At 54.0% G+C, this 22,612-nt stretch carries 18 protein-coding genes; 6 read left to right on the top strand and 12 right to left on the bottom strand.

The features are described from left to right. Window positions 1–32 precede the first annotated feature (32 nt). Together HY913_04155 and HY913_04150 are read left to right on the top strand one after the other, a co-directional pair. Window positions 33–218 carry a hypothetical protein gene (locus HY913_04155; GenBank protein ID MBI4962447.1) on the top strand — a complete coding sequence of 62 codons (186 nt, stop codon included), beginning with the start codon at window positions 33–35 and terminating at the stop codon, window positions 216–218. Window positions 219–233: 15 nt separating this feature from the next. Then, window positions 234–686, top strand: a complete 453-nt coding sequence (locus tag HY913_04150) for a tetratricopeptide repeat protein (GenBank protein ID MBI4962446.1) — start codon at window positions 234–236, stop codon at window positions 684–686. Window positions 687–720: 34 nt separating this feature from the next. Here the strand turns inward: HY913_04150 and HY913_04145 are convergent, their stop codons facing one another. The 5 genes from HY913_04145 to HY913_04125 form a co-directional block, all read right to left on the bottom strand. Then, on the bottom strand, window positions 721–1,578 hold the full coding sequence (locus tag HY913_04145) for an ankyrin repeat domain-containing protein (protein ID MBI4962445.1): 858 nt from the start codon (window positions 1,576–1,578) through the stop codon (window positions 721–723). A gap of 106 nt (window positions 1,579–1,684) precedes the next feature. Then, complete coding sequence (locus HY913_04140) at window positions 1,685–2,185, bottom strand: N-acetyltransferase (GenBank protein MBI4962444.1); 501 nt, start codon at window positions 2,183–2,185, stop codon at window positions 1,685–1,687. A gap of 96 nt (window positions 2,186–2,281) precedes the next feature. Continuing rightward, window positions 2,282–2,635 (bottom strand): hypothetical protein, encoded by a 354-nt coding sequence (locus tag HY913_04135; GenBank protein MBI4962443.1) that lies wholly within the window; start codon window positions 2,633–2,635, stop codon window positions 2,282–2,284. Continuing rightward, entirely contained in the window at window positions 2,632–5,313 is a 2,682-nt protein-coding gene (locus HY913_04130) for a DUF3458 domain-containing protein (GenBank protein ID MBI4962442.1), read from the bottom strand. The genes HY913_04135 and HY913_04130 overlap by 4 nt, the downstream gene beginning before the upstream one ends. Window positions 5,314–5,371: 58 nt before the next feature. Continuing rightward, window positions 5,372–6,595 carry an MFS transporter gene (locus tag HY913_04125; protein ID MBI4962441.1) on the bottom strand — a complete coding sequence of 408 codons (1,224 nt, stop codon included), beginning with the start codon at window positions 6,593–6,595 and terminating at the stop codon, window positions 5,372–5,374. A gap of 385 nt (window positions 6,596–6,980) precedes the next feature. Here HY913_04125 and HY913_04120 point away from each other — a divergent pair, with 385 nt between their 5' ends. The 4 genes from HY913_04120 (at window position 6,981) to amrB (ending at window position 10,878) form a co-directional block, all read left to right on the top strand. Then, window positions 6,981–7,436: a tetratricopeptide repeat protein gene (locus tag HY913_04120; protein MBI4962440.1), complete on the top strand. Its 456-nt coding sequence runs from the start codon at window positions 6,981–6,983 to the stop codon at window positions 7,434–7,436. Between the two features lie 193 nt (window positions 7,437–7,629). After that, window positions 7,630–8,355 (top strand): hypothetical protein, encoded by a 726-nt coding sequence (locus HY913_04115; protein ID MBI4962439.1) that lies wholly within the window; start codon window positions 7,630–7,632, stop codon window positions 8,353–8,355. A gap of 455 nt (window positions 8,356–8,810) precedes the next feature. Beyond that, window positions 8,811–9,890, top strand: coding sequence for a 4Fe-4S binding protein (locus tag HY913_04110; protein ID MBI4962438.1), 1,080 nt, complete (start codon window positions 8,811–8,813; stop codon window positions 9,888–9,890). Window positions 9,891–10,041: 151 nt separating this feature from the next. Next, a complete protein-coding gene (amrB, locus tag HY913_04105; protein MBI4962437.1) occupies window positions 10,042–10,878 on the top strand; it encodes an AmmeMemoRadiSam system protein B in 837 nt (278 codons plus the stop codon). Between the two features lie 274 nt (window positions 10,879–11,152). Here amrB and HY913_04100 read toward each other — a convergent pair whose 3' ends face one another. The 7 genes from HY913_04100 to HY913_04070 form a co-directional block, all read right to left on the bottom strand. Beyond that, complete coding sequence (locus tag HY913_04100) at window positions 11,153–12,886, bottom strand: HAMP domain-containing protein (GenBank protein MBI4962436.1); 1,734 nt, start codon at window positions 12,884–12,886, stop codon at window positions 11,153–11,155. 51 nt (window positions 12,887–12,937) lie between these two features. Next, on the bottom strand, window positions 12,938–13,534 hold the full coding sequence (locus tag HY913_04095) for a nitrous oxide reductase accessory protein NosL (protein MBI4962435.1): 597 nt from the start codon (window positions 13,532–13,534) through the stop codon (window positions 12,938–12,940). Window positions 13,535–13,851: 317 nt separating this feature from the next. After that, window positions 13,852–14,397, bottom strand: a complete 546-nt coding sequence (locus HY913_04090; protein MBI4962434.1) for a nitrous oxide reductase accessory protein NosL — start codon at window positions 14,395–14,397, stop codon at window positions 13,852–13,854. Window positions 14,398–14,427: 30 nt separating this feature from the next. Beyond that, complete coding sequence (locus HY913_04085; GenBank protein MBI4962433.1) at window positions 14,428–18,261, bottom strand: efflux RND transporter permease subunit; 3,834 nt, start codon at window positions 18,259–18,261, stop codon at window positions 14,428–14,430. Then, the gene (locus HY913_04080) at window positions 18,261–20,429 is read right to left on the bottom strand and encodes an efflux RND transporter periplasmic adaptor subunit (protein MBI4962432.1); all 2,169 of its coding nucleotides are present in this window, start codon (window positions 20,427–20,429) and stop codon (window positions 18,261–18,263) included. The genes HY913_04085 and HY913_04080 overlap by 1 nt, the downstream gene beginning before the upstream one ends. Before the next feature lie 824 nt (window positions 20,430–21,253). Further along, the gene (locus tag HY913_04075) at window positions 21,254–21,850 is read right to left on the bottom strand and encodes a hypothetical protein (GenBank protein MBI4962431.1); all 597 of its coding nucleotides are present in this window, start codon (window positions 21,848–21,850) and stop codon (window positions 21,254–21,256) included. Window positions 21,851–21,913: 63 nt separating this feature from the next. Further along, the gene (locus HY913_04070; protein ID MBI4962430.1) at window positions 21,914–22,609 is read right to left on the bottom strand and encodes an ABC transporter ATP-binding protein; all 696 of its coding nucleotides are present in this window, start codon (window positions 22,607–22,609) and stop codon (window positions 21,914–21,916) included. Between the last annotated feature and the right edge of the window lie 3 nt (window positions 22,610–22,612).

The raw sequence follows: 22,612 nt of genomic DNA, 5'->3' as shown, positions 1-22,612 counted from the left end.
ATTAATTATTTCTTGGCTCGAGGAGACAGCTAATGAAAACCTCGTTCTGCATTATGGTCATGGTGGCTTTGTTCGCTCAGGGTGCGGTAGTCATCGCGGAGGACGGCTCAAGCGAGGGAACTGGGCAAATTAAATGGTTGAACGGGATCGACGCGGCTTTGTCCCAGGCCAAATCGGAGAACAAGCCGGTATTCTTGGATTTTTTCAACCCCAACTGAACGGGCTGCAAGAAAATGGATGCAGTTACGTATCCTGACAAAGCGGTCGCGGATTTTATCAGCAAGCGCGTGATTCCGGTTCGGGTCACTCATGATCGGATTCTGGCGCGCAATTTTAGGGTTAAGTGGACTCCTACGTTGATTCTGCTGGACTTCGAGGGCGACGAAGTCTGTCGAGAGGAGGGGTTTCTTCACCCTGAGGGCCTGATTCCGGCTTTGATGCTTGGATTGGGAAAGGTGAGACTTCACGCGGGCCAGTACGTTGAAGCGATCTCCTCCTTCCAGCAGGTCACGTCCGAGTATCCGAAGAGCGCTCAGGCGCCGGAAGCAATCTATTTCCGTGGAGTCGCCCGTTATCAAAGCGCCAATGACATGAAAGCGCTCCGAGAGGCTTACGAAGAACTCAAAGCTGCGTACCCCGAGAGTACTTGGACGGAAAAGGCTTTTCCCTATAGTGACATCAAATGATCCCGTAACAGCGTTGACAGAATCGCCGCGAGCCTTATTGGGCCGGCTTCTCCTTCTGCAACAGTTTGACCACCGCTTCGTGACCTCGTGACGAAGCCATTGACAAGGCCGTTTTGCCCGACTTTTCGCTGAGATCGGGATCTGCTCCCTTTTCCATGAGCAACTTGACGACCGGGAAATGTCCCTCGTGGGACGCCAGCATCAGAGCTGTGCCGCCCGAATTCTCTCTCGCATTGATATCCGCGCCTTTGCTTAGTAGCAATCCGGCTACTTCGGTATTACCTTTTACCGCTGCGAACATGAGCGGCGTGAAGCCTTCATTGTCCGCATTACTTGGGTTAGCGCCTTTCTCCAACAGCAGTTTGACCACTTCCAGCGCGTTCTTATAGGAGGCGGTCATCAACGGGGTTTTGCCATCTTTGGCTTTCGCTTCTATGTCAGCCCCTTTTTCGATGAGTGTTTTCACCACCTCCAAATGGCCGTCCCCGGCCGCACCCGACAAAGCCGTAGCTCCCTTGGTTTCCCTGGCATTTATGTCGGCTCCATTGGCCAACAATAGCTTCACCACTCCGTTCTGACCATTCCACGACGCGAACATGAGCGCGGTCGGGCCGCCCTCGCCGGCCATATTGACGTTGGCCCTCGCTTCGATCAGTTTCCGAACGACCTCCATTTGGCCTTTGTGCGACGCAGCCATCAAAGCCGTAGTTCCGTTGGTCACCTGGCCGTTGACATCAACGCCCTCCGCCACGAGACGTTCCACTTCCGCCATGTTTCCGGTTAAAGAGGCTTCTACGAGTTTGGACACCTGGTTTTTCTGGGTCGCGCCCATGTACATGAGAATACCCGCCGCGACCAGACCGGCTATTGCCAACGGTGTTCTAAGATTCAATTGAGACTCCTGTTGTCTCTAGAGTATCGCACCCTGAGAAATATCGTTGAATAGTTGGCTCGGAGGCCCCTCACGGCTTCCTTATCCCGCCGGCCCAATGCGGGCGCTAGCTAGTTGCAGAAAAACCTTGGTGAAACACCACAACGCCCTGAGTCTTGTCCTTATAAAACGGCAAGGCAAGAAAGTTCTCTTGCGGAACGCCGTCAAGAACTAGATCCGGAAGGCTTCTGAAGCCGAACCGTTCATAGTATTGTGGAGCGCCCACAAGTACACAGCCTTTGGCTCCTAAGGATTTCAGCAAGGATAAGCCCTCATGGATAAGGGACTTCCCGATACCTTGTTTCTGGCATCCTGGCAGTACAGAGACAGGGCCAATACCGTACCAATTATGACTACCGTCAGAAATGGTTACAGGCGAGAAAGCTATATGGCCTATCACTTTTCCATCAACCTCAGCCACTAATGAAATAGTGAGCGCACCGGCAGCTCGCAGTGCACTAACTATGAATTGTTCTGTCTGATTACTATGTGGATGATCTTTGAAAGCCGCTTTGGTGACCTCAGATATTGCTTCAACATCGTACTTCATCTCATTACGGATTATCATATTCAACTCCAACTGAAACAGGGCTTCGCGTGTCTCTGTAAAGCCGACTGCTGCAGCCATATCGGTTGCTCTGGCACTCTACCGGCCAAGGCAGTTCTATTGTCCGGCCTCTATGCGGCACTTTTCTTCCAGTTCTCTCTTACACTGCTCCGCGACCTGCTCGCCGTACGCGCCGGCATAAACACCCGTGTGTCTTATCATGGGCAAACATTCGTTCCAGTTCTTCAGACACCAGTCAACCGCGTCCTGGTATTTCTTATAGCATTCTTGCTTACCCAATTTCAGACATCGGTTCCGTATTCGCTTCCTCTCGACTGATTCCCAATACTTGGCTGCTTCAGCATCTTGAGGTTGGCCACCGGTGACATCGGCAGGCTCGGCCCATGCCTCGTGGAAGAATATCCAGGGGCCAAAAAGCACCACGATCAGAATTGTGGACAGGACCCTCATTGGCTCCTCTTGCCCGGCACCGCACTCTCCAAATATGCCTTTGCCTGGCCGTGGATTGGTGGGCTGACCGATTCCGGCACCTCTTTCAGAATGTCCTCAAGAGCTGATTTCACCTTGCCTTGAAGGCCCGGCCTCAAGTTTCGCACCTGCTGAAACGTGTTGAGCAAACGACCCGCGGTGTAAGCATTTATACGGGAAAGTTCCACAACGGTATCCGTGACCCACCCTATACCTCGGTCGCTCCAAACCATCTTATTGTTCGCAGCCATAGGCAAGAAGAGGGACCTCGCCCAAGTCGGCTGCTTGATGTCAAAGGTGGACCGCTTTTTCTCCGCCTCGATCATGTCGAACACGTCGCTGCACGTGCCTGCGGACACTATTCTGAGGTAATTCGAGTAGCCGCTTATATGCCCGTGCCATGCCTGGTACGTCTGTTCCAGGACCTCCCGGCGTTCCACGGCTGAGCTGCGATTCAGAGCGAGCAGCGGCGCCACACGGTCCGCAGCGAAGGGCGCGGAATCGAGGTATTCCCTGATCAGGCGATGGCTCTGTGCGGAATCGTCGATGACGAGCAGGTCCAACGCTACGTTTTTGAGGAGGCGTTTGTCAATTCCGTCTTTGGGCGACTTTCTGGGCCGGGAAACATCCAGTCCTTCATATATCTGCAACAGGCGGTCTCTATAGCTCCTGTTCACGGCCGTCATGATTTTTTCTCTTGCTGCCACCAACTCCTGGTACCAGGTGCAATAAGCCCGGTCCAGCGGCTGTTCCTCTATCCGGAGAAAATAGGCTTTCAGCGCAGGTGACAACGTATTGTCTTCCAGGACCCGGCCGTAAACATCCAACCAGCGGGGATTTGTTTCGCTGTCGGGGTTTTCCAGGAGCTTTACCCTTTCACGGTCGGTCAGTTGCCTCATCGCCTCGACGCGGTTGAAAATGTTTGTATCGAGCCGCGCTTGAAGCGCCAGCGTCTCGGGAGTGGCATCCAACTGACTGAATGTCCCGTAGAAAGAGTAATCGCGATTCAGAGAGGCCAGTGCCGGGGCCTCCGAGATATTCCTAAGGGTCAGCCGGGCCGATTCCTCCTTAAGTTCAAAAATCTGAGCGGTTCCCTCGATGTCGCGGCCGTTTTTATCCAAAAGGGCAAGCTGGATCGGCAGGTGAAAAGGCAATTCATCAGGTACTCGTTCCTGGCGGAATTCTATGTGGTACTCTTGTGCCAACGGGTCATGGTGCGTCGCAGCGGTTACCTTGGGATAGCCCATGGTGTGAAGCCAGCGTTCCTTAAAGAGATCCAGAGACCGCCCTGACACCTCCTCAAAACACTGAAAGAACTGATCGGTGTTCGCGTTGGAATGTTTGTACCGTGAGAAGTACAGCTCCTTGCCGGCTCGGAAGCTCTCCTTGCCAATGATCAATCTTAGCATTCGAATGACTTCTGCGGCCTTTACATAAGTGACACCGTCAATCAGTTCGTCAGGATCGTTAAAACCGTCTCTGACGATATTTCCCCGGGTGCCTCCGTCCTCTATCGCCAATGGGCCAAGCAGAGGACTTCGTATGCTGTCAACCTGCATAAGCCTCGCGAAAGCCGGATCGAAAATGTCCGCCATGAATTGGCGCTCAACATCCACGGTATAGGCCTCATTCAGCCAGACATCAAAAGGCGTGTCCATGGTAGTTTCGCTGCCGCACTGATTGTGCTCGAACTCGTGCACAATGACCGCGTGAGCGTACATCAGCGTCTGGTCGAGCGTATGCTCGTCGATCAGAGCTGCTTCCGTTACTATGGTGGTGTTTCCGACGTTCTCCATTCCACCGAAATTCGATTTGTTCATGGAGATGGTTCTGTAAGTATCAGCCGTGTATTCGTAGTCCTGGGTCCTTCCGATCCACAGGACAGCCTCTTTCAGTATTTCCATAGGGACTCGCGCGGCTGCGCTCCGACCCGGCGGCACCAAATACTCCAATTGCACCGATCGGCCCGAAGGATAGACAACTCTGTCAACCAGTGCGTCCCACGTGCCCACACATACCAGGAAAAGATAAGGAGCCATAGGGATGGGGTTCTCGTATCTGATGATTTGCCTCCCGGGATCACCCGGCTTGGGTACAGGCCTGCCGTCCGGGTTCAAGCGGTGGCTGATGTTCCCGTTGCTTATCATGTGAGTGTACTCAGCAGCGGCTTCGATAGTGGTCGTCATGGTGCACTTGGCTCGGCAATCGTCAAATATGGGCATGATCCTCTGAAAGCCCCATTGCTGGCACTGAGACATGTACTGCTGAGGCGCGTCGGCCGGGCCCGCGTCTTTGTAAATCCCCTCCAATATATGATCTGACGGAGAGCACTGAGTGACGGTGCGAATTAGGAACCTCTCACCCTTATTGAGACCGCGCGGCAGTTTGACTATCAGTTTGCTTTCTTTCTCCATGTATCGGTAGTCCAGATCCTTGCTCGTCTCGGCCTGGCCCTGTTCCTCGACCCACTCGACCTGTACGATCTTCAATTCCTTGGCATCGAGTTCCACCTGATCCAAAGCTTTTGCAGCCACAAGTTCCAGGAGGTTCGTCGCCTCGACCACATTGTCCGTAAAATTCAGATAAATAGTAAGATTCTTCACGATTACGGGCAATGGTCCGAAATCTTCACGTCTATACCTGTACTTCAGTTCGCTCAAATCCTATTGCTCCTTTCAACCAAAACAATCACGCCGCGTTTCAGGCGGCTGAAACGGCTCACGTCGGTTGCCGCTCTCCCTCTACGACTACGACGGCCGAATGATTCGTCCACCATATGAGGACGAGAATGCTGGACACAAGCCCCACCGATACTAAGCCCAGAGCCACAAAAGTTGCGCTGATTCCCCAAAGGGAGTCTATTCGGGCCATCATTTTCACTGCCAGAGAACCTACCCCGAAGGTGAGAATAAACTTCAGGCCGTAGGCTGAATGATGCAGCCGCCGCGGAGTAAGCCGTGCTACCAGCGTATTTTCGGGCGGTTGACTACCCAGGAGGCAGAAGAAATAAACTGCGGAAAAGGCCACCAAAGCCGCATTCTGTGACGCGGCGACGAGAAGGGCCGCGGGCAAGCATACCACGTGGAAAGCCAGATACGAAAACCTTGGATCAAACCGGTGGCCCAGGCGTCCCCCTACGTACTGCCCCATCGCGCCGACGGTAAAAACGAAGCTGGTGGTCAATGTGGCCAAAAGATTCCGCCAATCCCCTTGCCCGAATATACTGGAAACCGCTTCCACAACTTTCGGACTCTTCAGTTCGAGAAAAGCTGTGATTATTACGGAGGACCCCGTATAAGCTACCCCGCCAAGCATCATGGCAACAAGAAGAATCAGGAAGGCCCCTATCATTCCGTTTCCTTGGTCAGCCTTAGTCTCATGCCCCTGAGCCTCGACCATGGGGCAGAGCATCATCATTCCGATACCAAGGAGATTCATCGCAGCCAGTGCCAGAAATGCAGCATTGGGACCCCAGATCCAGTTTAACAGACCTGTGGCCAGTGGAGCAGCCACTAACCCCAACCCGCCGAACATGGCATTGTAACCCATTGCCAAGCTGAGGTTCTGCACTCCCTTGGATATCAGACCCATTCCTATGGGATGATATATTCCGGAAAACAGTCCGACACCAGCCAACGACAAGGACAGCATCCACGGAGACTCGATCCAGTAGGCGGCCCCAAGCCCACTAATCCCGGCTCCCACGAACATGAGCATCATCAGGGAGCGTCCTCCGATGCGGTCCGCTGCCACTCCCCAGGGGAGGGCCGTCAGTCCGAAAAGGAGGTACTGCCAGAAAGATAACTCCAAAACCTGCGCCATATTGAGATTGAGAATCCCTGTTAGCGGCAACACCAGCGCGGGAAACACCAGCATATTGTAATGCGTCAAGAAATGGCCAAAGTTGGTGACTATCAGGATTTTACGCTCGGCAGAGTTCAATTGAGGGGCCTCCAAGGGATAAAATAACGCGCGCGAGGCGCTCGCCTTCCAAGCGACCGCCGATGTACCCATTACACTATGGGTGAAGTGTTTATATTATCTCTTTTCAAATTACATCGCCAGCGAGTGGAGCGATTGTCCAAAATATGGCAGTGTACCCGGTCCACCCTAACGTGACCGATTGACGATTCGCAATCAATGCTTACTTAATTCAGTAAATAGTACCCCAGGGGGGACGCGATGTCTTGCCACATCATGGAGGTGAATTATGGCAGCGAAAGTTAATTGGGAAACAGAGTGGGAAAAGGCTCTCAGTAGAGCCAAGGCCGAAGGGAAAACTGTGTTGCTGGATTTTTTCAACCCTGGATGAATCGGTTGCCAACAGATGGATGCAGTTACGTATCCGGACGAAAAAGTGGCAGCTTTCGTTCAAAACGATTTGATACCTTTACGGGTGCCTTTCGACCACAAGCCTCTAGCCGCTGATTTCAACATCAAATGGACACCTACATTGATCACGCTCGACACTGACGGAAAGGAGCACCATCGCACTGTCGGCTTCCTGGCGCCCGAGGAGTTGATTCCTTCGTTGTTGCTTGGGATCGGCAAATCACACTTTGAGAATGAACGGTTCGACAAGGCAATCGAGGTGTTTGACAGGGTCCTGAAGGATTACCCCAAGAGCAATTCCGCACCTGAAGCCATTTTTCTTCGTGGAGTGGCTCGATACAAAAGCACCCACGAAGGAAAGCCGCTCAGAGAAGCGTACGACAAACTCGCAGCGGAGTACCCGTCCAGCGAATGGACCCATCGAGCCTACCCCTACCGACTCATCAATTAAGCGAAGCGGGAGGAACCACGCACAAGGTTCCTCCCCCGCTATTACCTTCAGCGGGAAAGGGTGTTGATGCCGGCAAAATTCAAGTCAGCGCCCCGTCCTGAATCATAAATTCCTTTCATGACTCCCGCCTAATCTGGTAATAATCTCTGCATAGGCTTCCAAAAGCCTTTACGCGGTTTTTTAGGGGTTCGTTATGGAAAAAGACCAGGGAACAGGCACGAGGAGCCTGTTCGGGATATTGATTTTACTCGTGGCATTGCAGGCCGGGGCTATCGGCCTAGCCCTATACTACGGTTCCCGGAGCAGCGCGACGGACAAGGTTTTGTTGGAACGAACCGGCCTCATGACCGAGGAGATGTTTCCAGGCATCCGCCAAGACCTCGCTGAAGTGTCTCAGAAGGCGGCGGAGATAAAGGGAGAACTAGCAGGCGTGGGTACGGCTGTGGGTCGCGTCGAGGAACGCATGGGCAGCCTCGACCGAGGAATCGGCGCGGTAGGACAGGTGGTCGGAAACATAAACAACTCTTTGACCGGATTTGTTCAGGACAGGACCGTCTTAATCTGGGGGCATTCCCTCAATCCGTACTTGCTGCTGGCCGCTTTGGGCCTAATAGCGATCAGTATCCCGCTGTCCGGAGTCCTATTCAGCAAAGTGCGCAAAAGACAGGAGTCTCCTTTGGGGAACGCAATGCCCGAGGGCATGGAGGTCTTTTCGAAGAGACTGGAGGACATTTCCGAACTGCTCGAGAGGATTCGTAAGGAAGAGGGGAAAGAGCCGCGAGCCGACGCGGAGATTCGGAGGCTCATGCTGGAAACCGAACGGGTAATCGCGGACGCTCGGGCCGAACTGGCCATCGGGCCCCACGGTCCTGAATGGGAGACCGAACCAACAGACAGAGCCAAGAGAACCCTGCACTAAAGATCGCCCCATTTGCTTCACGCACGGAAAGGAACGTCCGCCCGGAGGGTGGTTGCCGGCAACCTCGTTTCGACTTGTTTTAGGACATTTCTTTTGAAAGGGCTGTACGCATGGGCAAGCCCATGAGTGTGATGCAGTCAAGTCGTCTCGCGCGAAACTATTCAGCTTCCGAGGAAAAAATCCCCCCTCGCCCCCCTTTGTAAAGGGGGGTTAGGGGGGATTTTCAGAAAACAGATGAAGGATGATTGTCGACGAGGCCCTTCTTTTGTCCGCGTGACTGAACGATTGCTCCCGTTAAGCTCAAAATGGAGCTTTTGTATCCCGTACGTGCTAAACTGATGAAGTGAGGCTTACCCCCTCAAGGACTGTTTCGGCCTTTGAGCGCGATGGACGAGCCTTGCCCGGGCTGCGGTACTAGCAGCCTGTTTCAAGTTCTTTTATCCGGGAGTCCCCTTATGAACGACGTTTACAAGGACCTGGCAAAGAAACTGGACGGATTGCCCCACGGCTTCCCCGCTACGGAAAGCGGCGTGGAAATTAAGATTCTTCAAAAAATATTCTCCCCTGAAGACGCGGCCATGGCTCTGAACATTCGGCCTATGCCGGAAACCGCTGTGGCCATTGCGGAACGGCTCGGCAAGCCTGGTGCCGAGATGGAAGCCATTCTGGATGACATGGCGACAAAGGGCCAGATAGGCTCTGCGAGAATCAAGGGGAAGCAAGTCTACATGTTTGCTCCTTTTGTCGTAGGCATTTTCGAGTTTCAGTTGGACAGACTGGACAAAGAGCTTGCGGATCTCATGGAGGAATACGCGTCCAGCCTGATGCCGATCCTCGGCCAGGTCGCGCCCTCACTGATGCGAGTGGTGGTACCGGTGAATGTCCAGATCGACGGCCAGCACCAGGTCCACGTGTACGAAGATGTGCGACAGATTTTGGACAAGGCCAAATCCTTTCAGGTCACCGAATGTATCTGCCGGAAAGAACATGCAATTCAGGGCCAAACGTGCTCGTATCCTTCTGAAGTGTGTCTGGCCTTTGCCAATAGCGAAGGGGCCTTCGACAACTCTCCCAGGGGCAGGGTGATTTCCAAACAGGAAGCCCTTGACGTTGTAGCCAAGGCCGAAGAAGCAGGACTCGTGCACGCGACTTACAATGTCCAATCCGGCCAGATGTTCATGTGCAATTGCTGCCCTTGCTGCTGCGGAATAATGCGAGGGATGAAGGAGTTCAATGCGCCTCACCTTATGGCCAAGAGCAACTATACAGCATCCATAGATGCGGACACCTGTGCGGCTTGCGGCGTCTGCGCGGACGAGCGATGCCCTATGGAAGCAATAGTAGAAGACGCCGGAGCGTACAAGGTCCAAGCGGAACGCTGCATAGGGTGCGGAGTATGCGCTACCACCTGCCCCACCGAGTCCATCAGCTTGATTCGCAAACCTGAATCACAGGAAGAAGTCCCCCCGAAAAATATCGTGGACTGGTATATGCAGCGATCTGCAAACCGCGGGATCACGCTCGCGATAGACTGATCCGGATCGAAAGCCATTAACTTTCTCCGGGGAGCCTTTCTATACCAAAGGCTCCCCGGTTCCCGCCAAAAGCCACTGTTTGATTTTCAACTGATTAGCCGCTAGAATTTTTCGACACGCCCGAGAGTCTATAATTAGGGGAGGTTGGGCCATGAGCAGACGAACCAGAAGCTTGCCTACAGGTTGGTACCCCGGTTCCGCGGATGCTTGTAATCGCGAGATTGATGGTTTCCTGGTTGGTTATACCGCGCCGGCAGGCACCTGGATCGGGGGAGTGGTTCCGCACGCGGGATGGTATTATTCGGGCAGAGCAGCGGCCCGTACAATCAGTACGCTCGCCGGTTCCGGACGGCCTGATCGCGTGGTGATCTACGGCGGACACCTCCCGGCAGGCCGAGACCCCATAGCATATACGGATGAAGCCTGGGAAACTCCGCTGGGAGCCCAGCCAATGGACCCTGCATTCTGCGGGGAGTTGGTTTCCTCGGGTGAGGCTGTTGAGGCCTCCCGCGGATTTTCAGACAACACCGTCGAAGTACAGATACCCTTAGTACGGCGTTTTTTCCCCGACATACCGGTTATAGCAGTTCATGCCCCGGCTTCGGATACGGCAATAAAACTGGGCGAGGCCGTACAGCGCCTGCTTTCGGAGAAGGGCCTGACCGCAGCCTTTCTAGGTTCCGCGGACCTTACCCATTACGGTCCCAACTATGGATTCACGCCTCGTGGAACCGGGGCCGGTGCAGTCAAGTGGGTGAAGGAAGAAAACGATCGGGCCCTTATAGATAAAGCCTTGGCCATGGACGCTCACGGCCTGCTCCAGGAAGCCTGGGAGTTGCACAACACTTGTTCGGCAGGGCCCATCGCCTCGGTAATAGCTTCCGTTTCTCGTCGCGGGGTGAAATCAGGCAGCCTGCTGGAATATTACACAAGCTACGACATCTCGCCCGATGCCAGCTTCGTGGGCTATGCGGCCATACTCTATTAATTCATACCAATGCACGAGCAAACAGGCAAAATTAACGCGGTCCGGCAGGGAGAGGCTGTCTCAAAACTGACGATTTCACCTGATCTTCGGCACAGCGCGGTTCGTGAACCGCCCGAAATCAGGGCGCTTCTCGAAGCGCCCCTACCCGGGCCCCCTGCACTTAAGGGTTTTGAGAAAGTCTCGGGACGCCGGCCCCTGCCACACTATGGGGGTGGTCCCACGGGCCGCCCGCCATGCTTATTTGCATCAAAGAGAATTGGTATCACGCCATACTCTACTGAGCTGTCCGAAGCTCGCATTCGGGGTCGATGGCTTCGACCTCGTACAGTATTTGGTCCTCTTCGACGCCTTTGAGGCACGCTTTGAACTCCAGAGCCACCTTCAGGGTACCGCAAATGATTTCGTGCGTTTTCTCGGAAACAACGACCTTGCCGGGGCCGGCTGTAGACTGAATGCGATCGGTCAAGTTCACGTTGGACCCTACGATCCCGTACTTGGCCCTGGTTTCGGTCCCTATATTACCGACAATTACCTCTCCCGTATGAATGCCGATGCCCATGCCGAGCGCAGGAAATCCCTTTCCGGCATTATCTCTCAACAAAGCCTCCAGCTCTCGCTGCATTTCCAGCGCACAGTGCACCGCGTCAAATGCCCTGCCGGGGATGTCGCTCTCGACGCCGTTGAAGAAGACCAGAATCGAGTCGCCGTAAAAGTCCACGATGATGCCCTTGTAGCGTTCAATCACGGCCACCATTTTGGCAAAATATTTGTTCATCACCTTGATGACTTCTTCCGGTTGGAGCTTTTCGGACATTCCCGTGAAGTTCCTGATGTCGGACATCATGATCGTGACAGTCTGTTTTTCACCTCCAAGCCGTAAAGCCTCGGGCGTACGCATCAATTCCTCAGCCACGCTTTTGTCCACGTATCGGCCGAATGTCTGCTCTATCAAGTCGCGCTGCTTAAGCCCTTCGGTCATCCTGTTAAAGCTGCGGTTGAGCTGGCCTATTTCGTCAGACCGTTCTTCAGGAAGCTGGGCCGAGTAATCTCCATCATGGACCCTCGCGGCCGCGGCCGAAATCTCGCCAATTGACTTGCCCACGGACCGTGTGGTCACACGAATCAACAGAAGGATCACAATCAACGAAACGATGCCGGTAAGAGCATAATAGAACCGAAAACTTATCATAGGTTCCATGATCACGGAGCCCTCTGACAACAGCATGATGTACCAATTCAGGAACGGAATTTTATAAAACCCGACGACCACATCCGGAGGGTGTCCGCCGGAAGAAACAGTGCCGAAAGGCTTTTGACGGATTTGACTGAGCACTCTCATTTCAAGTTCGTCGCCGGTTTCACCCAGCCGTTTTCTGTCAGCCATGGACTTGTCGGTATGCGCGAGCAATTGGCCTGTGCTGGTGACCAGGCAACCGCTGCTACCGGGCCAGAGCCCCATTTGCTTGATAGGCTGTAAGAAGGAATCGAAGCTGACTGTTACCGTGACTCTCGTGACAGGACCCTCGTCTCCGCCGCCGAAAACTTTCACAATCTTGAGAGTACGATCCAGCGTATTGGGATCCATGATCGGGGCACAGAAACCCACGTCATCGCAAAGCTCCATTGTGTACAGACCTTCCGCGACCCCTTGAAGGTAATCGCGCGGGCTCTTTACTTTGGATGAAGTTCCGTCGGGTTCGGGAAAATCGATGTTCACGAAGCGGACCCCCTCCTTGTGGAGCAACTGCTGTACAAGGTAAGCGCGGGTGACGTCGGCCTTTGGCGTGTCATTGGTTTTGGCTATAAGCTGGATCAGTTCCAGTTTCTCATCCAGCTTCATTTTTATCTCATGGGCTGCTTTCTCCAGCCTCAGGCGAGTCGATTCGGCCCATTGATCGAGAAGGTACGCTCTCGCGTACATGAAGCCCCCAACACCCACGGCGATAAGAATCAGGGCCACGGGCAGAAGGAGCAGCAAAAAGAAACGTTTTTCCAAAGAAAAAATCATGCTTGTTATTTCTCTATTTCCGACTCGTCGTATACCATACCGCACCAAGGATCACTTGGGAGTTTCCTGGACCGATGGTTTTTTCAGGGAAGGCCCCTTTCTCTCCACATCTTTGAATTCTACCGTTCCCATTTGAACCACGCGTTTGGCGCCGAATTCCGACTTAAATTTTTCCGCCTCTTCCACTGTTGGGAACGATATAACCTCGTAACCCATGGGACCCTTCACCGAGCTGCCAAGCACCAGAAAGGTATTGGCAACGTCCACCATCTTGCCTGATGGAAAGTCGGTGACAAACCTCCGGGCGATATTCTCGACTTCGATGTTGAATCTTTTGGGCACGGCGCTGTAAATGAACAAGCACCGCGCGCCCTCGAACCCCACGACATGCCCATCTTTGAAGACAGCCGCAGCTACCCCTGCAAAACCGATAGGCTTGCCGTCTCGATAGGAATACGTGGTGGTGGCACCGAGGTCCCCGCCAACAGTCATGCCGCATACGGGACAGTGTGCCGAAAGATCCACCTTGGAGCCGTCAGGGAGCGGCGCAAGGTCCTCCGCCGAAGAGTGCAAAGGAGCAGCGAAGGCGATCAGAGAGACGGCCAATGTAATCAAACCCAATGATGAGGTTTTTCTCACTTCTTTCATTGCGGGCCTCCTCCAATGCATACGGCTTCATGTCCTACCAGTTCGCTTTCAAAGGGTGAAGATGACTTCGGATCGAAAACAGCACTGACCTGGTGCCCAGGTCAGGGCACCCAACAGCCAATCAATATCGGCCCAGGAGTGCCACAGACCTGAGCTTTAGCAGGCCCGTGTCTGATTCAGCCGATTGTTCATTGTATGACAGCGCATTGGTATCACTCCCGGGGCGAACAGTCTGCAAAGCGATCAGAGACCTATCACCGGCCGGACACCCACCATGCGCCCACCGACATCAGAATTCCCGAGCCCGGCATGGATGCTCAATGCTTCATTCCGCCGCCGGCGTCGTCATGCTTCATCTTGAGCATCTTCTTCTTGGATGTGACATCGTCCAGGGTTATTTGGACGTAGGACGCGACATTTTTTCCGTGATGCTCGGATTGAAACTTCTCCGCATCCTCTTTTTTGGAAAATGGCACGACCTCCGGCCCCATGTCCCCGGTTACGTCGCTACCGACAACGTAAAAGGCCTTTTTTGCGTCGATGAAATTCTTGCCGCCATGCTCCGTAACGAAGACTTCCTTGATATCGCCTGCGTTAAAACCGTATTTCTTTGGGTCGAGAACATAGCGGAACATGTCGCCGGGAGCGTCGAATCCCACTACTTTGCCTTCCTTGAAGACCGCTGCCGCGGGTCCAAGCTTGCTTTCTTCCGGTTTCATATTGCATATCGGACAAGGGATCGAGAGGTCAAGTTTCGATCCATCGGGCAAATCCACCGTAGCCGCGGATGAGTAAGCGGGCACAAAGGCAGCTATCAATAGGACAAGCACGACGGGCAGCGCATTTTTCATCCTGGCAGACATGGCAAATCTCCTCTCTTTTCTTGTGAGTCCCTATCCAGTGGGCCTTAATTTCCTTTTGAACTGGATCTCTTTCATCAAACAGTAAATCGTAGGGACCACGAAGATGGTTATGATGTCAATACACATTCCGCCAAAACTCGGCAAGGCCATCGGGACCATGACGTCCGCGCCCTTGCCCTGAGAAGTAAGTACCGGAATAAGGGCAATAATGGTGCAGGCCGTGGTCATCAAAGCCGGCCGGACCCTCTTTATCCCCGCCTCAAGCGTTGCCTCCCTGATTTCGTCAATGGATTTGAATTGGTGCTTTTCGAATACCTGATCGAGGTAGGTGGAGTAAATAACCCCATCATTGGTGGCGATCCCGAACAGGGCCAGGAACCCGACCCATACCGCCACACTGAGGTTGTAAGGCCTGACCTGGAACAAGTCCCTCATATTGACCCCGAAAACACTGAAATCCAGGAACCACGGCTGTGAATACAGCCACAGCATCATGAAACCGCCCGACCAGGCCACGAAGATCCCGGAAAAGACGTTCAGCGAAGTCGGAACGGAATGAAACTGAAAGTAGAGCACAATAAATATGAGCATCAATGCGAGCGGGATGACGATCCGGAGAGTTTGCTCCGACCGAACCTGATTCTCATAAGAGCCCGCAAACGCGAACGACATTCCCGGCCCTAACTTCAGCTCCCCGGTCTCCATCTTGTGCTTCAGGTAGTTGTTGGCTCCATTGACAACATCCACTTCAGCAGTCCCTGGCTTCTTGTCGAAAAGCACGTAGCTGACCAGAAACGTGTCCTCGCTTTTGACCGTCATCGGACCACGAGTATATTTTATGGTCGAGATAAGATTGAGTGGGATCTGGGCTCCATCCGCGCCTGGAACCAGTATTTTATCCAACGCTTCGAGCGAGTCTCGCAGCTCCCTTTGATAACGTATTCTCACCGGATAGCGCTCTCGGCCCTCCACAGTAGTGGTGATGCGCTTTCCCCCAATGGCTATTTCTATTACGTCCTGAACATCCTGAATTCTGAGGCCGTACCGCGCTATGGCCTTACGGTCAATGTCTATTTCCAAGTAGGGATTGCCAACCACTCGGTCCGCAATCACTGACGAAGGCTCGACCGATGGGACTTCTTTCAAAAAGCGCTCTACATCCAGGCCGACCTTTTCAACCTCCTCGAGGCTTTTTCCGCGGATCTTGACCCCCATCGCCGCGCGCATTCCACTTTGGAGCATGACTATTCGAGCTGCAATCGGCTGCAGCTTGGGAGCGGAGGTGCTGCCAGGCAGTTGAGCAGCTTTGACGATTTCTTTCCAAATGTCGGTGGAGGACTTGATATGCGGTCTCCAATTCCTGACTGGTTTTCCCGTGTTCGGATCGGTGACGTGTCGTCCCGTCAGAGGGTCCACCTTGAACTCGGGGACATAGTTGATGACAGTTTCCACCATGGAAATGGGCGCGGGGTCCAGAGCACTCTCGACCCGGCCTATTTTTCCGACCACGGATTCCACTTCGGGGATGGACCTGATCGCAGCGTCCTGTTTGGAGATAACGTCCAGGGCTTCTCCAATTGCCGCGTGGGGCATGGTGGTAGGCATGTAGAGAAAAGAGCCCTCGTCCAGGTCCGGCATGAACTCCTTCCCTAAGCCCGGAAACGCGTGATTCAATTTCGACCACAGCCAGGTCCTTCTAACGTATCCCCCTTGCGGTTGGCTTGAAGGAGCCGCGTCGCTCTTTGTCTCGGGCGGGTGAACATGTTGCGCTGTTACGACCGGTCCTGTCGGTCCCCCAACGATCTTGTCCACAGTCCAGGGGATAAACCCGAAGACCTTGTCAAATCCAAGCCAGATCACTGCCCCGAAGATCACCAGTGAAATAGGAAGGACCAGGAACTGGGCCTTGTGATAGAGGCACCACTTCAGAAAGGGCCTGTAGAACGATGTGAAGATCTTCCTCACACCGAGGAGCCCGAAGATAATTCCACAGGCAAAGATCAGGTTGCGCACGAAACCCTTCTCGGGCCCCAGCGGCAACCAGTGTTCCGTGAGCAACACCACGACGAAGGCCAACCCTGCCAGGTTGAGAAATCTGGGAATGCCGTCCCGCAACTCGGGCGACACGAACAGGGATGCGGCTTTTACCGCGGCCACGAATATCAACGGCAGTCCTACCCACCATGAGAACGTAATTGCCAGCCATAGGCCAGCCGCAGCAACAATGCCGTTTGTGACCAGAAGCGTCTTGGTCTTAAGGTTCCTTCTTGTGAATACGATGTGAGCCATCGGTGGGATCAGCGTCAAGGCGAGCACCAGTGCCGCACCCACGGCAAAGGTCTTGGTGAACGCCACCGGCCCGAACAATTTCCCTTCAGGACCCGTCAGACTGAATACCGGCAGAAAGGAAATGATAGTAGTCAGCGACGAGGTCATCACCGCGCCGCCCACCTCCGAGGCGGATTCGTGTACTAGTTCAAAGATGCCTCGTTTTCTATCAGGGTCTTCCTCTATATGGCGAAGGATGTTCTCACAGAGAATAATGCCCATGTCCACCATGACGCCGATGGCAATGGCGATTCCCGCAAGAGACATGATATTGGCGTCTACATGAGCGAACTTCATCACGATGAAGGTGAGGAGCACCGCGAGCGGCAGGATGGCGGAAATGAGCGCGGAGCTTACTATGTGGTTAACCATGACGATGACGACAATGGCCGTCACCAGTATTTCTTCCCACAGGGCCTTTTTCAGGGTGTCCAGGGTCTGATGTATCAATTCGGTCCGGTCGTAAAACGGGACTACCTTTACCTGAGAAACCCGGCCATCCGGAAGCGTCTTGGTAGGAAGGCCGGGAGAGATCTCCTCGATCTTTTTTTTGACGTTCTTAATTACCTGAAGGGGGTTCTCTCCGAAGCGGACCACCACAACGCCGCCGACCACTTCGGCGCCTTCTTTGTCCAACGCGCCTCTCCTCATTTCAGGCCCCAGAGACACGGTAGCCACGTCTTTGACGAAAAGGGGCACATTTTCGTTGACCTTAACTACACTATCCTCCAGATCCTTGACCGAACGTACGAACCCAAGCCCGCGAATGGTGTATTCAGCGCGATTCACCTCTATGGTTGCCGCACCGACGTCCAGGTTGGACATTCGCACCGCGGAGAAGACATCCGGCAGGGTTATGTTATGAGCCCGCATGGCGTCAGGATTGATGTCTATCTGGTACTCCTTGACGAATCCGCCCACTGAGGCTACTTCACTGACGCCTCCCGAAGCCTGCAAATAATAGCGGACGTAGTAATCCTGAAGAGTCCTCAGTTCATCGAGGCCGAATCCCTCCCCTTGAAGAGTGTACCAGAAGACCTGCCCCAGGGCCGTGGCATCAGGCCCTAGAGTCGGTTGCACCCCGGCCGGCAACAATCCTGCCGGGAGCGAGTTGAGCTTTTCCAGTATTCGGGAACGCGTCCAATAAAACTCGACATCTTCCTTGAAGATTATATAGATGGTGGAAAACCCGAAGAAAGAATTGCTTCGGATGGTTTTGACACCGGGAATTCCCAATAGGGAGACGGTTAGGGGATAAGTGATCTGGTCTTCTATGTCCTTGGGAGAGCGTCCTTCCCAAATTGTATAAACTATCTGCTGGTTCTCGCCGATATCAGGGATGGCGTCAACCGGGACAGGGTTGCGCGGGATCCACGGTATGTCCCAGTCAAATGGGGCCACCATCAGCCCATACATAATGACACCGAACAGAACCGCGGCAGCGAGCAACTTCTGTTCTATCCAGAAACGCATCATTCTGGAGAAGAATGATGCCGGTTTGCTCGGAACTTGCGAGTCCTGATTCTGAGCGGACATCATTTGTCTCCTTTTTTGCCGTCGCCGGGAGCATGTTCGTGGCCCTCATGGGCTTGCTCGGGCGGACCTTTATCACCGCCTGCGGGTTTCGATTCAGATCCTTCCTGACCTTTGGCGGTCTTGGTGTCGGATGAACTCCCGGCTTGAGCCTTGCCTTCAGACGAAGCGGTTTCGGGCGGGACCTTTTCAACCAGTTCGGAGCATTGCAGCATGTCCTGGCCTTTGAAGGGCGCACGGCCGAAATAGGGATTGCGTCTCTCTTCGCTACCTTCGACCCAGTAGGCTCCCTTCTGGTTAAAGGCCATCGGGCAGTGGAAGACCACGAGCGGCGCGTTCATTACATGACGAAAGCCCATTACAACCTTGGCAAATGCTTCGGACAGAGGATCGAAGGCCTTTCGTTGCGACTCCAGTTCTTTGGTTTCGGCTATCTTTTTGAGTTCTCCGACGATTGTCTTTGCGAGGCCAGTCCAGACCTGTTTGGCCTTTTCGCCGAGGATGGTAACTTTTACCCCCTGCATTAATTCGTCCAGCTTCTCCGCGTGACTGGCCGCTTCATCGGTCATCCCTTCCACCAGCGAGTCCTTTAGGCTCAAATATTCCTCGATCACGGGTGTCAGGCCTCTGAGGAACACAGTGGGCGCCTTGACCTTTTCGATCACCTCTTCTTCCTGCTTCAACTCAGGGGCCTTCGCCTTCGCTGGCTCAGCCGGGCTCATCATGCTCGACTTGGCCAGGATCTGCATCGCGCTGTCTATCTTGAAGTTTCCCTTCGTGACCACACGTTCGTCTTCTTTGAGGCCCTGGTAGACAACATATTTGTCACCGGCCTTGGGCCCGAGGACAACCTCCCGGCCTTCATAAGTAGGACGATCCGCACCGGGAACCTCGACGTAGACAATGGCCCTTTTCCCCGTTATTAGAGGCGCCGAGGCCGGTATTACTAAGGGAGACACAGGGTTCTTTTCGTCCGCGTAACCAAACGACGAAGCCGGCCGCAACGGCATTTTGCTCTCAGGACAGATGCCCGGTTCGCTGCTAGCTTCCTCTTTAGGGTGGACCGGACAAATATATTTCCCGGCCCATTCCGATTTTATGATACGGCCCGACTGATCCACTTCGGCTTCGAGTTCGCCTGTCACAAACATGCCCGGCTTCAAGAGCAGTTCAGGATTCTCCGCTTCGACGCGGATTTTGACCGATCTGGTCATGGTGGTGAGCATAGGGTCTATAAACAGAACCCTGCCTATAAAGGTACGCCCCGGCACCGCCGGAGTTGTGAACCTCACTTCCTGGCCGTACCTGATCCAGGGCATATCGGTCTCATAAGCATCCAGCTTGATCCAGACATTGGAAAGGTCATTGATCATGTACATTTCCTGGCCTTCCTTGACGAACTGTCCCAAGACTGCCATCTTTTTCAGGACTACACCGTTTATCGGTGCTCGAAGCGTTACATAAAGGTCAGGCTTTTTCCTCGCCTTGATCTGGTCGATCTGCTCTTGAGTGACACCCAATTGTATAAGTTTCTCCTCAGCGCCCTTCAGAACCCCCGGGTCTTCCTCTCTGCTCCGAATTGTCTCAAACAACTCTACCTGCGATTTGATGAGCGTGGGGCTCCATATTTTGACCATAGGGTCCCCCTTGTTGACCGCCACGCCCGTGAAATTCACATATATTTCGTCAAGACGGCCGTCCACGCGGGAAGTCAAAGCCGCGACCCTGGTCTCGTCCTCGGCTACCATCCCCACCATTCTTACCTGGACTTTGGCTCGCTCACGTTTGACGCGCTCGGTCTGCACCTCAGCGAGCTTCTTAGCCCCTTCGGACATGGAGTATTGGGCCAGGGTTATGTCCGCGCCTGCCTTGTCGTCTTCGAGAGGGATCAGGTCCATGAAACAGATCGGGCACTTTCCGGGCTGGTGGAGCCTGATCTGAGGGTGCATGGAACAGGTCCACAATGTAGCTCTCTTGGCTTCTCTCTGTTCCTTTGAATGGTCATGGCCGTCTACCGCCGCAGCTTCCTTGGAATCAACAGAAGCGGGGTTCGTATCGTGCGAACCGAGCAAATAATAGCCCAGGACAAATCCTACTATTACCAGCACCATTACAAGTATGGATCTGCCTCGATCCTTAGTCCTTTGATGGGCCCAGTCAATCAAGTTCATGGTCTTTCCCTTTTCGAAGGTTTCCGCTGCGTCGCTAGGGTTCCACCGCTTCGACCCGAAACCATTCCTGGGAATGTGAATCTAGTCGGCAAGCCGCTCTCATATTGTCGTGAAAGAATGTGTCCCACCCTGGTGGGTTCAGGATCGGAAGCAACAGTTGTACAAGAAAACGCCGGCTCCGCCATGGTATTCAGCAAAAGGCGCCTTGAGCCGGTCAGCGGCCCATGGGCGAAAGATATGTTCAGTGGATGTTGCCAGGAGAGGCATTCGCGAGAGAGTGGGATTGAAAACAGACGTTCCAGTAAGAAAAAACACACTGGATTTATTTTTGCAGACACACCGACCTATGCCATCGGCAACATCCGGACTGCAACAGCAGCCACCGGCGCAATCACTTGATCCACAGCAAGAATCACTGTCTTGTGGATCTGAAGAGTGATGCCCTTCGGTCAAACATGGGGGTACCACCTGACCGGAAACCAACGGGATGCCGATTACGCCGAAAAGAAGAATTAGGCAGATGGCACGCCTCAACATGCCAAGCTCCATTCTAGAGAGAATTACTCTAATAAATTTGTAATCGCGTATGCCAAAGTCAATGATCCTTCGAAGATTTGTGGCTTGTGAAGGGTGCTTTTTACAGCATTTCTCGATAGCCATTTCCGAATAACCGGATCTCGTCGTCCCCGCGAACCCCGGATCGCAGTCCGGGGAAGGCCCTGAGGCCCGTCACCCGGCTTTCGCCGGAATGGCGGGCAAACACAATCGGAAACAATTTCGCGAAAAGCTACAAAAGCACGCCTCACAAACTGTTATGACAATCGTTAGTATAGCGTGTTCAGCACAGGGCTTGCCTGCCCAAAATAACCGGGACGGTCAAAGCCTTGGCCGGTGTATGGACGAGTTCTCTGCATATAAGACCCCTGATTCACCACCGGGGTCGCCCTGGCGCCCTGGGGAGGAGCCCCGACAAATTGGCCGATCGGTGTGGCAGTCTGATACCCGGGAAAAATCGTCTGCGTTGTACCGACCCCGCCACAGCCACCACCGCAACCTCCGCCGCACCCGCCGGCAGGCGCCGGCGCGGGGCTAACGGCCCCCGAGCAGCAACTCGGTAATGGGCTGCCGTAAGTCTGAGGTACCGGTTTTGTTGCAGCGCAGCAATCCAACTGTTGCGGTCTGGCCGGCGCGACCATTCTGGGGGCCTGAGAGGCCTGCTGGACCCTCGGGTTTGCATTAGCGTACGAACCCGGCCGGACAGGCGCGTACTGGCCCGCGGGAGGCGTGGGTAAAAAGGAAGTGCCGGTAACGGCGGCAGGATTGCTGTTGGGATCACAACAACTCGGCGCGGCGTAGGACAACGACACTGTAAAGAATGCTGCCAAGATAGCCGCCAATGCGGTCATTTTGAGAACGGTCATTTTTCCGAACCTCCTTATTTCTGTGGACTGATTAAGGATTAATAGGGAAATGCAAACCAAGCCTTAGACCACTGCACGCATGGCAGGGGCAGCTTCTTTTATCCGCCCGTCCGCAACCTCGATCAGGCGATCCGCGTAGTCCGCGTTGCGCCTGCTGTGGGTGACCATGACTATGGTCTGGCCTTCCGAATTGAGCTGCTTGAGTAGATTCATCACTTCCGCAGAGTTCCTGGAATCCAGGTTCCCTGTCGGTTCATCGGCGAACAATATGGGCGGCTCGTTGACCACTGCTCTGGCGATGGCGACGCGTTCCTGCTCACCGCCGGAAATCTGGTTGGGCAGCCGATGCGCCTTGTCCTTCAACCCGACTTTTTCGAGCGCGGCCAGGGCAAGCTCCTTCTTTTTGGACTCGGAATGATGAGTCACAGCCAGAGGGAGCTGGACGTTCTCCAAGACATTCAGATAAGGGACCAACTGAAAAGACTGGAAAATGAACCCCATAAATTCGCGCCTGAAATCCGCGAGCTTGTCGCGGCTCAGGCCGTAGATGTCGATTTCGCCTATGACTATTGTCCCGCGGGACGGGCTTAGCAAGCCGCCGAGCATCGAGAGCAAAGTGCTCTTGCCCGCTCCGGATTCTCCCATTATGGATATGAACTCCGACTGCCCGATGGATAGATTTATTCCGTGCACGGCCGTGACTTTGCCGTCGCCGTTGCCGAATTCCTTCACCACTTGATTCGCTACGATGTAACTCATTTG

The organism is Desulfomonile tiedjei, assembly GCA_016212925.1.
Classification (GTDB): Bacteria; Desulfobacterota; Desulfomonilia; order Desulfomonilales; family Desulfomonilaceae; genus JACRDF01.
The sequence above is the reverse complement of the archived record's forward strand: the minus strand, read 5'-3'. Positions and strand labels throughout refer to the sequence as shown.